The organism is Streptomyces sp. NPDC020681 (assembly GCF_044334895.1).
Taxonomy (GTDB): domain Bacteria; phylum Actinomycetota; class Actinomycetes; order Streptomycetales; family Streptomycetaceae; genus Streptomyces.
The window spans coordinates 384,456-397,152 of record NZ_JBIRTX010000002.1; the positions used below are offsets into that span (position 1 = coordinate 384,456).

The 12,697-nt window shown below is 70.2% G+C and carries 10 protein-coding genes; 3 read left to right on the forward strand and 7 right to left on the reverse strand.

Going from position 1 to position 12,697, the window contains the following annotated elements; translation table 11 throughout:
• The 4 genes from ACH4YL_RS05335 to aspS form a co-directional block, all read right to left on the reverse strand.
• The gene (locus ACH4YL_RS05335) at positions 1-843 is read right to left on the reverse strand and encodes a hypothetical protein (protein WP_398505036.1); all 843 of its coding nucleotides are present in this window, start codon (positions 841-843) and stop codon (positions 1-3) included.
• Positions 821-1,345: a SigE family RNA polymerase sigma factor gene (locus ACH4YL_RS05340; protein ID WP_398505038.1), complete on the reverse strand. Its 525-nt coding sequence runs from the start codon at positions 1,343-1,345 to the stop codon at positions 821-823. The genes ACH4YL_RS05335 and ACH4YL_RS05340 overlap by 23 nt, the downstream gene beginning before the upstream one ends.
• Positions 1,346-1,493: 148 nt before the next feature.
• Positions 1,494-2,444 carry an intradiol ring-cleavage dioxygenase gene (locus tag ACH4YL_RS05345; RefSeq protein ID WP_398505040.1) on the reverse strand — a complete coding sequence of 317 codons (951 nt, stop codon included), beginning with the start codon at positions 2,442-2,444 and terminating at the stop codon, positions 1,494-1,496.
• 126 nt (positions 2,445-2,570) lie between these two features.
• Positions 2,571-4,343 (reverse strand): aspartate--tRNA ligase, encoded by a 1,773-nt coding sequence (gene aspS, locus ACH4YL_RS05350; RefSeq protein WP_398505041.1) that lies wholly within the window; start codon positions 4,341-4,343, stop codon positions 2,571-2,573.
• Positions 4,344-4,493: 150 nt separating this feature from the next.
• Here aspS and ACH4YL_RS05355 point away from each other — a divergent pair, with 150 nt between their 5' ends.
• A complete protein-coding gene (locus ACH4YL_RS05355) occupies positions 4,494-6,620 on the forward strand; it encodes a SpoIIE family protein phosphatase (RefSeq protein WP_398505043.1) in 2,127 nt (708 codons plus the stop codon).
• Here the strand turns inward: ACH4YL_RS05355 and ACH4YL_RS05360 are convergent.
• From ACH4YL_RS05360 to ACH4YL_RS05370, 3 genes are all read right to left on the reverse strand, one after another.
• Positions 6,575-7,639 (reverse strand): AI-2E family transporter, encoded by a 1,065-nt coding sequence (locus ACH4YL_RS05360; RefSeq protein ID WP_398505044.1) that lies wholly within the window; start codon positions 7,637-7,639, stop codon positions 6,575-6,577. The genes ACH4YL_RS05355 and ACH4YL_RS05360 overlap by 46 nt on opposite strands.
• A 129-nt stretch (positions 7,640-7,768) precedes the next feature.
• Positions 7,769-8,743 carry a pirin family protein gene (locus ACH4YL_RS05365; protein WP_398505046.1) on the reverse strand — a complete coding sequence of 325 codons (975 nt, stop codon included), beginning with the start codon at positions 8,741-8,743 and terminating at the stop codon, positions 7,769-7,771.
• Between the two features lie 129 nt (positions 8,744-8,872).
• Complete coding sequence (locus tag ACH4YL_RS05370; protein WP_398505048.1) at positions 8,873-9,334, reverse strand: SseB family protein; 462 nt, start codon at positions 9,332-9,334, stop codon at positions 8,873-8,875.
• A gap of 131 nt (positions 9,335-9,465) precedes the next feature.
• Here ACH4YL_RS05370 and ACH4YL_RS05375 point away from each other — a divergent pair, with 131 nt between their 5' ends.
• Together ACH4YL_RS05375 and ACH4YL_RS05380 are read left to right on the forward strand one after the other, a co-directional pair.
• On the forward strand, positions 9,466-11,292 hold the full coding sequence (locus tag ACH4YL_RS05375) for an acyl-CoA dehydrogenase (RefSeq protein ID WP_398505050.1): 1,827 nt from the start codon (positions 9,466-9,468) through the stop codon (positions 11,290-11,292).
• A gap of 98 nt (positions 11,293-11,390) precedes the next feature.
• Positions 11,391-12,689 (forward strand): M18 family aminopeptidase, encoded by a 1,299-nt coding sequence (locus tag ACH4YL_RS05380; protein ID WP_398505052.1) that lies wholly within the window; start codon positions 11,391-11,393, stop codon positions 12,687-12,689.
• Positions 12,690-12,697: the final 8 nt, after the last annotated feature.

The window sequence follows — 12,697 nt, forward strand, 5'->3', positions numbered from 1 at the left end:
TCACCTCGGGTTGCCCGGTGTCGGGTCGGTCAATGACTGGCCGGTCGTCGCACGCTTGGGCGGCGGTGTCGAGGCTGCCGTCGGCGGGGCAGCGGCTCCGTCGTCGCCGAAACGGGCTCCCGCGAGCATCCGCCGCACGTCGTCCACCGTCTTCGCCGACGTGCCCACTCCGGCGCAGAGACTGACGGACACCACCCCCGAGTCCGGGTTCGGCAGAGCGCCGAGCAGCGTGCTGTACTCGCTGCCGCCGCGGATCGCCCGGCAGGCGGGCTGCACGGTCTGCCTGTACAGCACGGGCGGGACCTGCACCTTGGTGCGCAGTCCCGCACTGCTCTCCATGGCCAGCGTAAGCAGCACGTGGCCAGGCTGCAGGGCCTGGACCGGCAGGCACTCGCGCTGGTCGCTCGCCGGGCAGGGCCGGTCATGGGCCGTGAGCTGCTGCGTACCGGCGAAGCCGCGGGCCGGGGCCTTGTGCAGAAGGTCTTCGGGCTCGGCCAGGGCGTGCCAGTCGGCGGGCAGCCGCAGCGTGAGGTTCCCGAGGTCCGGGAAGCGTACGGCGGTGGTGCCGCCCGTGCTGAGGGACGGCGCGGGGCCGGCGGGCTGCACCGGCTCGGGGTCGCCGCGCAGCGCCTGCGGCATCAGCGTCCCCGCCAGCACCAGCGCCGTCACGGCGGCCGCGGCGGCGCCCGCGGTACGGCGCCGCAGGCGGCGACGGGCGATCCGTTCGCGTACCTGCTGGAGCCGTCCGTCGGGAGTGGGCAGCTTCGGCGTCCCACGCTCCAGCAGGATCCGCAGCTCCAGCTCCTCGAAGAGGTCCGGGTCACGGTCGCGCACAGCGGTCACCGCCTTCCGCCACGGTCTGCGGCAGCGCGGCCCGCAGCGTGCGCAGCGCCTTCGCGGACTGGCTCTTGACCGTGCCGGGCGCGCAGCCGAGCGTGGCGGCGGTGTCCTCGACGCTCAGGTCCTCGAAGTAGCGCAGCACCACCACCGCGCGCTGCCGCACCGGCAGCGCGCGTATCGCGGCGGCGAGCGACTGTTCCAGGTCGACGCTCTCGTAGGCGTCGGACGAGGCGGCCGCGTCCGGGAGTTCGCCGTGCGGCACCTCGCCGCGCCAGCGTCTGCGCCACCACGACGCATGCGTGTGCACCAGCGCCTTGCGGATGTAGGCCTCCGGATGGTCCCCGGAGATCCGGTGCCACTTGGGCCACACCTTCGCCAGTACGGTCTGGAGCAGGTCCTCCGCGAGATGCCCGTCGCCGGTCAGCAGCCAGGCCATCCGCAGCAGCCGCGGACCCCGGGCGGCGACAAACGCCTCGAAGTCCCCGTCGCCGCCCTCGGAGCCCATCGCCCAGTCCTCGCCTCTGTCTCTGTATTCCGTCTCCCACGCCATGGGAACGCGGCGGGACACGGGTCGGGTTGCCCGCGGCACGCAAGAAGGGCCCGGGAACCTTTCGGTTCCGGGCCCTGCTTGGGTGCGTGGCGTACGGCGCGGGTCAGCCGGTGCCGGTGTGCGTCTCGTCCGGGTCGACGCCGAGCGTCAGCGAGGCCTGAACTCCCCTGGCGATGCGCCCCTTCTGGTACCTCAGCGTGAGCAGACCGCCCTCGGCGCCGTTGTCCGGGTAGATGCTGTCCTCGTCGAGCGTCGTGCGCTCCGTGGTGCTCGTGGAGTACGGCGCGACCTTCGCGGAGTCCAGCACCGCGTTCTCGGCGAGGAAGAGCTGTCCGGTGTGGCAGGTGTGCCCGCCCTCGTAGCCGCTGTCGGTCAGCTTGCCGCCGACATGGACCTTGGTGTGGATATGGACGCAACGTCCCCGGTACCAGCCGGGGAAGACGGTCTTGAACTGCACATAGCCGCTCTTGTCGGTGAGTTGGGTGCCGCGCAGATACCGCTTGTCGTCGGTGGGCTCCTCGTGGCCGCCGCCTCCGCCGGTCCCGCCGGAGGGCGGCGTGCCGGTCGGTTCGCCGGTCGGCGTACCGGTCGGTGTGCCGCTGGGAGCGTCCGTCGGAGCTCCGCTCGGCGGCGTACCGCCACCGCCGCCGCCCGAACTGAGGTCCTCGTAGCCGGAGTAGATGCCCAGCGCGTCGCAGTGCCAGATGTCGACCGCCGCGCCCTTGAGCGGCTTGCAGGTGTCCGAGTCGATCACCTTCAGGCGGAGGGTCATCGGGATGCCCTCCCGGTCCTCCGTGATGTCCCTGCGGATCTTGTCGGCGTCGATGTAGTACGGCCCCTCGGTGGTCTCCGAGGTGAGCCGGTAACACACCTCACCCGTGGCGGTCGCGGTTCCGGAGGGCGTTGCGGACGCCTTCTTCGCCGACTCGCCGGCCGACGCCGTGGCGGCGACACCGGCCCCGACGCCGGCGGCGGCCAGCGCCGCCCCGCCCGCGACGATCAGCCGGCGCCGTGTCATGTCCCGTTTGTGGGCGGGTCCCTGGGTTTCGTCCATGACCGGGACGCTAGGGAGCCGCCCTGGCAGGGACATGGGAGCGGGCTGTCGGCTTCCTGTGCGAGTGCCCGGGTACGGCGAAGGGGCCCAGGACCTTCCCGGTCCTGGGCCCCTTCGCCGTATGCGCTACTCGCCCGGCTTCGCGACCGGCTTGCGGAGCGCGATGTTCAGCTCCTTGAGCCGCGCCTCTTCCAGCTCCGTCGGCGCGCCCATCATCAGGTCCTGCGCGTTGCCGTTCAGCGGGAAGGCGATCGTCTCGCGGATGTTCGGCTCGTCGGCCAGCAGCATCACGATGCGGTCGATGCCCGGCGCGATGCCGCCGTGCGGCGGGGCGCCGAACTGGAACGCGCGGAGCATGCCGGAGAACTCGTGCTCCACGGTCTCCTTCGAGTAACCCGCGATCTCGAACGCCTTGAACATGATCTCGGGCTCGTGGTTCCGGATCGCGCCGGATGACAGCTCGACGCCGTTGCAGACGATGTCGTACTGCCAGCCCAGGACATCCAGCGGGTCCTGGGTCTGCAGGGCCTCCAGGCCGCCCTGCGGCATCGAGAAGGGGTTGTGCGAGAAGTCGATCTTGCCGGTCTCCTCGTCCTTCTCGTACATCGGGAAGTCGACGATCCAGCAGAACCGGAACACGCCCTCCTCGAAGTGGCCCGCCCGCTTGGCCGCCTCGACACGGACCGCGCCCATGATCTTGGAGACCTCGTCGAAGTCCCCAGCGCCGAAGAAGACCGCGTGGCCGGGCGCGAGCGAGAGACGCTCGGTGAGGACCTTGACGTTCTCCTCGGTGAGGAACTTGGCGATCGGTCCGGTGAGCGAGCCGTCCTCGCCGACGCGCACCCACGCCAGGCCCTTCGCGCCGTGCTCGACCGCGTACTCGCCCAGGCCGTCGAAGAACTTGCGGCTCTGCGCGGCGACGTCCGGCACCGGGAGCGCGCGCACGTGCTTGCCGGCGAACGCCTTGAACTCCGAGCCCTCGAAGACATCGGTGATGTCCACCAGCTCCAGCTTCGCGCGCAGGTCCGGCTTGTCGTTGCCGTACTTGAGCATCGACTCGCGGAACGGGATGCGCGGGAACGGCGAGGTGACATGCCGTCCGTCGCCGAACTCCTCGAACAGCTCGGTCATCAGCTGCTCGATCGGCCGGAAGACGTCCTCCTGCTCGACAAAGCTCATCTCGACGTCGAGCTGGTAGAACTCGCCCGGCGAGCGGTCGGCGCGCGCGTCCTCGTCGCGGAAGCACGGCGCGATCTGGAAGTAGCGGTCGAAGCCGGAGATCATCAGCAGCTGCTTGAACTGCTGCGGGGCCTGCGGCAGCGCGTAGAACTTGCCGGGGTTCAGGCGCGAGGGGACCACGAAGTCACGCGCGCCCTCGGGAGAGGTCGCGGTCAGGATCGGCGTCGCCATCTCGTTGAAGCCGAGCGCGGTCATCTTGTGGCGGATGGCGGAGATGACGGCCGTGCGCAGCATGATGTTGCGGTGCATACGCTCGCGGCGCAGGTCGAGGAAGCGGTACTCGAGACGGCGCTCCTCACCCACCCCGTCGTCGGTGTTGATCTGGAACGGCAGCTGCTGCGCCGCGCCCAGCAGCTCGACCGCGGTGACCTCGACCTCGATCTCGCCGGTGGGCAGCTCGGGGTTGATGTTCTCGGCGCCGCGCGAGACGACCTGTCCGTCGACGCGGACGACCGACTCCTTGTTGACCTTGTCGAGGGCCTCGTAGGCGGCGGTGCCGGGGCGGGCGACGAGCTGCGTGATGCCGTAGTGGTCGCGCAGATCGATGAAGAGGATGCCGCCCAGGTCTCGGCGATTGTGCAGCCAGCCACTCAGCCGGACGTCGGTGGAGACGTCAGAGGCGCGGAGCTCGCCGCAGGTGTGGGACCTGTACCGATGCATCGTCGTTCATCCAGTCTTAGCGATTGGGGGTGGGCCGGGCCCGTCAAGGTTACCGCCCGGCTCCCGTACCACTCATTGACATATGCATGCCCCGACCGAGGGCGGCACCCCGGCAGGTCGTCGCGCGGAAGATCGGAATAAAGTGAGGCAATGCGCACGGAGGACGTCCTGGCCGCGATCGCGACCGGCCTGTGGCGGTGGGACAACACTTCCGGGACGGTCACCCTCGACGCTGAGGCCGCCCGGCTGCTCGAGCTGCCCGCCGAGGCCGGTGTCTATCCGGAGTCCGCCGTACGCTCCCGTTTCCACCCGGTCGACTGGAACGAGATCAACGGCGTCGTTAACCTCGCCATCGCCGAGGGCACGCTCGCCGAGTCCCGGCTGCGGATCGTCGACGGGGAGGGCCGAGTGCTGCGGACCGTACGCGGCCGGTCCAGGCCGATCCCGCGCGACGGCCGCTACGAACTGGTCGGCACGATCCAGGAGGTCGCCGAGCCGCCGGCCGGCAGCGCGGCCCGGACGCCCGTCACCGGCGACTGGCGGCGTTCCCGGGAGGCCTTTCTGCTGGACGCGGGCCGGGCGCTGGCCGAGGCCCGCTCCACCGCCGAGGTGCTGCGGGTGGCGGCCTCGCTGTCCATGCCGGGTTTCTCGCCGGACGGTCTGGCGGTGTTCGGGGTCGCGGGCGAGCGGCTGACGATCATCGGGCACCACGGGCACGGCGAGGGCGACGAGAACCCGTTCGCCACCATGTCGCTGGAAACGGACTATCCGGCGGCCGAGGTGGTGCGCACCGGCCGGGCCTCGTATCTGCCGACGCCGGAGGAGTACCGCCGCCGCTATCCCACCACCTGGCCGCTCGCGCAGCGCTTCGGCCGGCAGTCCTGGGCCTTTCTGCCGCTGATCGTCGCCGGGCGCACGATGGGCGCGTGGATGGCGGCCTTCAAGCATCCGGTCGCCTTCACGCCCGACGAGCGGTCCGTGCTGACGACGGTCGCCCGGATGCTGGCGCAGGCGCTCGCACGGGCCGGCGTCGCCGAGTCGGAACGCGAGCTGTCGCTCGGACTGCAGCGCTCGATGATGCCCGTGCTCGGGCCCGCGATCCCGGGGATGGCGGTGGCCGCGCGGTATGTGCCGACGGGCGGCGGACTCCAGGTCGGCGGCGACTGGTACGACATGATTCCGCTGCCCGGGGGCGCCTCCCATGCCGATGGCCATGGAGGTGGACGGTTCGCGCTGGTCATCGGCGATGTCCAGGGCCACGACGTGCGCGCGGCCGGACTCATGGGCCAGCTGCGGATCGCGCTGCGCGCGTACGCCTCCGAAGGGCACCGGCCGGACGCCGTGCTCTCCCGGGCCTCCCGGTTTCTGCACGGCATCACCAGTACGTACGAGGAGGGCGACCACATCGGTCCCCGCTTCGCCACCTGCCTCTATCTGGAGGTCGACCCGTCGACCGGGCTGATCGAGATCGCCCGGGCCGGGCATCCCGACCCGGCCGTGCGGACGGCCGACGGCACGGTCCTGATGCGGCCCACCGAGGGCGGCCTGCCGCTCGGCATCGACCCGGACACCGACTACCCGACGACGCGGCTGGTGCTGGAGCCTGGCGACACGATGATGGTCTGCACCGACGGGCTCATCGAGACCGGCGGCCACGACCTGGACACCGGCTGGGCACGGCTCCGCTCGGTCCTCGAGGGCCATCCGGACAAGTCGCTGGACGAGCTCGCCGACACCCTCGTACAGGCCGTGCACGGTCCCGGCTCGCACTACACCACCGGACCGCTCGCCGACCGCCGCGAGGACGACATCGCGGTTCTGCTGCTGTTCAGGGAGGTGGCGCCGGCGCGGGTGGCCCCGCGGCGCACGGCGATGAGCGTGGCCCAGGCGGAGCCGGAGCGGATCGCGGCCGCCCGCCAGCAGGTGAAGGAGCTGCTCCACGACTGGGCAGACCACGAGCAGATCGACGCCGCGGTGCTGATGGTCTCCGAGATGGTCACCAACGTGCTGGTCCACACGGACGGCAACGCGCTGCTGGTGGCGGAGGTGACCGGCGGCGACGGCACACGACGGCTGTGGGTGGAGGTCACGGACGCCAGCGACGAACTGCCGCACAGGCGGCGGCCCGGTGAGATGGCCTCGTCCGGGCGCGGGCTGCTGCTGATGGAGATGCTGGCGGACGCGTGGGGCGTGGATCCGCGGGGCGAGGGCAAGTCGATCTGGTTCGAGCTCTACGAGTCGGACGGGCTCTCGGCCGCGGCTTCCGCTCCCGAGTAACGGGTGCGCAGCTCGCCGATCACGCCGAACACCGCGGCGGTCAGCGGCACCGCGAGCAGCATCCCCAGAATCCCGGCGACGGACGCCCCCGCCGTGATCGCCAGCATCACCACGGCCGGATGCATCCGCACCATGCGGCTCTGGATCATCGGCTGGAGCACATGCCCCTCCAGCTGCTGCACGGCCAGCACCACACCCAGCGCCCACAGCGCGATCACGAACCCCCGGTCCGCGAGCGCGACAAGGACGGCGACGGCGCCCGAGACGAACGCGCCGAGGTAGGGGATGTACGCACCGACGAACACCAGCGCGCCGAGCCCGACGGCTCCGGGGACGCGCAGGATCAGCAGCCCGACGGTGATGCAGATCGCGTCGATGAGCGCGATGAACGTGGTCCCGCGCATAAAGCCCTCGACGGCCTTGAACGCGCGCCGCCCCATGGCCTCGATGACGTCACCCGCCGCGCGCGGCGCGAGCGAGCGCAGCGCGCCCACCGCCCTGTCCGAGTCCCGGAGAAAGAAAAAGCTGAGCAACAGGGACAGTACGGCGGTGGCGATCAGCTCGCCGACCACGCTCAGCCCGCTGATGACTCCGGACGCGGCCGTCTCACCGAACTTACCCAGCAGATCCCTGGAGTTGGCGGCGAGATCGTCCAGCGAGGTCCCGGCGGCCCCGAACCGTTCGGCGAGGTCCTTCGCCGCCTGCCGCAGCGAGTCGACGATCTGGTCGCCGGTATCGATCAGTGCGCGGACGACCAGGTACATGGCCCCGCCGACCACCCCGACCACGGCGACACAGGTCAGTCCCGCGGCCAGCGAGCGCTGCACCTTCATCCGCAGGAGCCACCGGTTCACCGGCCCGAGGAGCGCGGTGCCGAGGAGCGCCAGCAGCACGGGCGTGACGGCGGTCTGCAGGACGATGACCAGCCAGACGCCGACCGCGATCACTCCGGCCACCAGCAGTGCGACCACGCACCAGGCCGCGACACGCCTCACGGACTCCGGAAGAAGGGTCTGCACGAACCCACCCGATCACAGGCCCGTGACCCCGTCCCGCCCACCGGGGCCGCGCGGGTGACGCCCCATCAGGTGACGCACCCCTTCGAGTGCGTCACCCGCCTCACCGGCTCCGCGGGGGAGCCGGGTGGGCTACAGACCGCCCTCGTCCATCCCGTGCACGGCCGGGATGGTGCCGAGCCGGCCCTTCTGGAAGTCCTCGAACGCCTGCTGAAGCTCGGCCTGCGTGTTCATCACGAACGGCCCGTAGTGCGCCATCGGCTCACGGATCGGCCGGCCGCCGAGCAGGATGATCTCCAGGTCGCCGGTGTGCGAGCCGTTCTGCTTGTCGTCGGCCCACACGGTCAGCGAGCCGCCGTCGCCGAACACCGCGGTCTGGCCCATGTGCACGGGCCGCCGCTCGGCGCCGACCGCGCCGCGACCGGCGAGGACGTACGCGAGGCCGTTGAAGTCCTCGCGCCACGGCAGTGTGATCTGCGCGCCCGGCCGCAGGGTGGCGTGGATCATCGTGATCGGCGTGTGCGTGATGCCGGGGCCTTCGTGGCCGTCCAGCTCACCGGCGATGACCCGCAGCAGCGCGCCGCCGTCCGGCGAGGTGAGCAGCTGGACCTGGCCGCCGCGGATGTCCTGGTAGCGGGGGTCCATCATCTTGTCGGCGGCCGGCAGGTTGACCCACAGCTGAAGCCCGTGGAAGAGGCCGCCGGACATGACGAGCGACTCCGGCGGCGCCTCGATGTGCAGCAGCCCGGACCCGGCGGTCATCCACTGGGTGTCGCCGTTCTGGATGGTGCCGCCGCCACCGTTGCTGTCCTGGTGGACGAAGGTTCCGTCGATCAGGTACGTGACGGTCTCGAAGCCGCGGTGCGGATGCCACGGCGTGCCCTTGGGCTCGCCCGGCGCGTAGTCCACCTCGCCCATCTGGTCCATCATGATGAACGGGTCGAGGTACTTGTAGTTGATCCCGGCGAACGCACGCCGCACCGGGAAGCCCTCCCCCTCGAACCCACTGGGCGCCGTGGTCACGGCGAGCACGGGACGGGTCACAGCTCCGGCCGGCGCGGAGACGCGCGGCAGGGTGAGCGGATTCTCGACGGTCACTGCAGGCATGGCGGGACCTCCTTGTACGACCAGGTTAGTTGAATTCTGAACTTCCTGCCACCCGGAACGAGAAACGCCCGGGAGGAATTCCCCCCGGGCGTACCGCCTGCGACCTGTCAGCCGCCTGTCAGCCTTGCGTCAGCCGTACATCCGCCGCATCGCGAAGTCCACCATCTGCTCCACGGCCTTCGCGTCGAAGACCATCCGGTGCTCACCCTCCATGTCGAGGACGAAGCCGTACCCGGTCGGCAGCAGATCGATCACCTCGGCGCCGGTGATCACGAAGTACTTGGACTCCTTGCCCGCGTACCTGCGCAGCTCCTTGAGCGAGGTGAACATGGGGATGACCGGCTGCTGGGTGTTGTGCAGGGCCAGGAAGCCGGGGTTGTCGCCGCGCGGGCAGTAGACCTTCGAGGTGGCGAAGATCTGCTGGAAGTCCTCGGCGGACAGCGATGCGGTGGTGAAGGCCCGCACCGCGTCGGCGAGCGAGGGCGGCGACGGCTCGGGGTACAGCGGCTGGCCGCCGTGCTGCGGCGCACCGTAGGGCTGCTGCGGTGCGTACTGCTGCTGAGCACCCGGGTTCTGGTCGTAGCCGTACATGTCCGCAAGAGTAACGAGTCACAGTTGACCCAATAGGGGTTGCGTCTTATTACCGACGGGTAGCATCATCGTAGCTACTTACAGGTATGCGGATCAGAAATCTGCCTCCCGATCTTTACGGAGCCGTCGCCATGGGGCACTACAAGTCGAATCTCCGCGACATCGAGTTCAACCTCTTCGAGGTCCTCGGGCGCGACAAGCTGTACGGCACCGGCCCGTTCGCGGAGATGGACGTCGACACCGCCAAGAGCATCCTCGAAGAGGTCGCCCGCCTCGCCGAGAACGAGCTCGCCGAGTCCTTCGCGGACGCCGACCGCAACCCCCCGGTCTTCGACCCCGAGACCAACACCGCGCCCGTCCCGGCGTCCTTCAAGAAGAGCTACCAGGCCTTCATGGACTCCGAGTACTGGCGTCTCGGCCTCCCGGAGGAGATCGGCGGCACCACCTCGCCCCGCTCTCTGATCTGGTCGTACGCCGAGCTGCTCCTCGGCTCGAACCCGGCGATATGGATGTACTCCTCGGGCCCGGCCTTCGCCGGCATCCTCTTCGAGGAGGGCAACGAGGCGCAGAAGAAGGTCGCCGAGATCGCCGTCGAGAAGCGCTGGGGCTCCACCATGGTCCTCACCGAGCCGGACGCCGGCTCGGACGTCGGCGCCGGCCGCACCAAGGCCGTGCAGCAGGACGACGGCACCTGGCACATCGAGGGCGTGAAGCGCTTCATCACCTCCGGTGAGCACGACATGGAGGAGAACATCCTTCACTACGTGCTGGCGCGCCCCGAGGGCCACGGCCCCGGCACCAAGGGCCTGTCCCTCTTCCTCGTGCCGAAGTTCAACTTCGACTGGGAGACCGGCGAGCTGGGCGAGCGCAACGGCGTGTACGCCACGAACGTCGAGCACAAGATGGGCCTCAAGGCGTCCAACACGTGCGAGATGACGTTCGGCGACCAGCACCCGGCCGTCGGCTGGCTGATCGGCGACAAGCACGACGGCATCCGCCAGATGTTCATGATCATCGAGTTCGCCCGGATGATGGTCGGCACGAAGGCCATCGCGACCCTGTCCTCCGGCTACCTGAACGCGCTGGAGTACGCCAAGGAGCGCGTCCAGGGCCAGGACCTGATGAACTTCGCGGACAAGTCCGCGCCCAAGGTCACCATCACGCACCACCCGGACGTCCGCCGCTCGCTCATGACGCAGAAGGCGTACGCCGAGGGCATGCGCGCCCTGGTCCTCTACACCGCGGCCGTCCAGGACGAGATCGCCGCCAAGGAGTCCGCGGACGAGGACGCCGCTTCGCTCGTCGCGCTGAACGACCTGCTGCTGCCGATCGTGAAGGGCTACGGCTCCGAGAAGTCGTACGAGCAGCTGGCCCAGTCGCTGCAGACCTTCGGCGGCTCCGGCTACCTCCAGGAGTACCCGGTCGAGCAGTACATCCGGGACGCCAAGATCGACACGCTGTACGAGGGCACCACGGCGATCCAGGGCCAGGACTACTTCTTCCGGAAGATCGTCCGCGACCAGGGCCAGGCGCTGAACACGCTGTCCGAGGAGATCAAGAAGTTCCTCGCGGTCGGCACGGGCGGCGAGGAGCTGGCCCCGGCCCGCGACGCGCTCGCCAAGGCGGCCGTGGACCTGGAGGCGATCGTCGGCACGATGACGAACGACCTCATCGCCACCGGCGAGGACGTCAAGAACATCTACAAGGTGGGCCTGAACACCACGCGTCTGCTGATGGCCTCCGGCGACGTGGTCGTCGGCTATCTGCTGCTGCGCGGCGCGGCGGTCGCGGCGGAGAAGCTGCCGACGGCCTCCGCGAAGGACGTGCCGTTCTACCAGGGCAAGATCGCGGCCGCGAAGTTCTTCGCCGCCAACGTCCTGCCGGGCGTCTCGGCCGAGCGCGCGCTCGCCGAGACGGTCGACGGCTCGCTGATGGACCTGGACGAGGCGGCCTTCTAGGCCCCGACCGACCGTCCGTGATGCGGCCCGCCCCTGCTCAGGGGCGGGCCGCATCTTTCCGTACGCGCCCCGCGCACGCCCCTCGTTAAGGTGACTTCATGAGCAGCAGCGCGCCCCGCTTCGACCGCGGCCACACCGACGACCTGATGTCCTTCCTGACGGCCGCGCCGTCTCCGTACCACGCGGTGGCCACCGCCGCGGAGCGGCTGGAGAAGGCGGGCTTCCGGCAGATGCTGGAAACCGACGCGTGGGACGGGACCAGCGGCGGCAAGTACGTGCTGCGGGGCGGGGCGATCATCGCCTGGTACGTCCCGGAGGGCGCGGCCGCCCACACTCCGTTCCGGATCGTCGGCGCGCACACCGACTCGCCCAATCTGCGGGTCAAGCCGCAGCCCGACATGGGCGCCCACGGCTGGCGGCAGATCGCCGTCGAGATCTACGGCGGCCCGCTGCTGAACTCCTGGCTCGACCGCGATCTGGGCCTGGCCGGCCGGCTCACACTGCGCGACGGCACGACGCGCCTGGTCAACATCGACCGGCCGCTGCTGCGCGTGCCGCAGCTCGCCATCCACATGGACCGCGGGATCTACGAGAAGGGTCTCCAGCTCGACAAGCAGAAGCACATGCAGCCGATCTGGGGCCTGGGCGACGTCGTGCACGAGGGCGATCTGATCTCGTTCCTGGAGGAGGAGACCGGGCTCCCGGCGGGCGAGGTCTCCGGCTGGGACCTGATGACGCACTCGGTCGAGGCCCCGGCGTATCTCGGCCGCGACCGCGAACTGCTCGCCGGCCCCCGGATGGACAACCTGCTGTCGGTGCACTCCTGCACGGCGGCGCTCGCCGCCGTCTCCGCCTCCGGCGACCTGCCGTACATCCCGGTGCTCGCCGCCTTCGACCACGAGGAGAACGGCTCACAGGCCGACACCGGCGCGGACGGCCCGCTGCTCGGATCGGTGCTGGAGCGTTCGGTGTTCGCGCGCGGCGGATCGTACGAGGACAAGGCCCGCGCCTTCGCCGGCACGGTCTGCCTGTCGTCCGACACGGGTCACGCGGTGCACCCGAACTACGGCGAGCGGCACGACCCGACGCACCACCCGCGCGCGAACGGCGGCCCGATCCTCAAGGTCAACGTGAACCAGCGGTACGCCACCGACGGCAGCGGCCGGGCGGTGTTCGCGGCGGCCTGTGAGAAGGCGGGCGTGCCGTGGCAGACATTCGTCTCGAACAACGCGATGCCGTGCGGCACGACCATCGGCCCGATCACCGCGGCCCGGCACGGCATTCAGACCGTGGACATCGGCGTGGCCATCCTGTCGATGCACAGCGCGCGCGAGCTGTGCGGCGCGGACGACCCGTATCTGCTGGCGAACGCGCTGTCGACGTTCCTGGCGGGCTGACGTCCCGC

Excerpts from the sequence above, each read along its gene's own strand:
- ACH4YL_RS05365 (WP_398505046.1), bottom strand. The coding sequence starts at position 8,743 with ATGCCTGCAGTGACCGTCGAGAATCCGCTCACCCTGCCGCGCGTCTCC.
- ACH4YL_RS05345 (WP_398505040.1), bottom strand. The coding sequence starts at position 2,444 with ATGGACGAAACCCAGGGACCCGCCCACAAACGGGACATGACACGGCGC.
- ACH4YL_RS05375 (WP_398505050.1), top strand. The coding sequence starts at position 9,466 with ATGGGGCACTACAAGTCGAATCTCCGCGACATCGAGTTCAACCTCTTC.
- aspS (WP_398505041.1), bottom strand. The coding sequence starts at position 4,343 with ATGCATCGGTACAGGTCCCACACCTGCGGCGAGCTCCGCGCCTCTGAC.
- ACH4YL_RS05380 (WP_398505052.1), top strand. The coding sequence starts at position 11,391 with ATGAGCAGCAGCGCGCCCCGCTTCGACCGCGGCCACACCGACGACCTG.
- ACH4YL_RS05355 (WP_398505043.1), top strand. The coding sequence starts at position 4,494 with ATGCGCACGGAGGACGTCCTGGCCGCGATCGCGACCGGCCTGTGGCGG.
- ACH4YL_RS05370 (WP_398505048.1), bottom strand. The coding sequence starts at position 9,334 with ATGTACGGCTACGACCAGAACCCGGGTGCTCAGCAGCAGTACGCACCG.
- ACH4YL_RS05340 (WP_398505038.1), bottom strand. The coding sequence starts at position 1,345 with ATGGGCTCCGAGGGCGGCGACGGGGACTTCGAGGCGTTTGTCGCCGCC.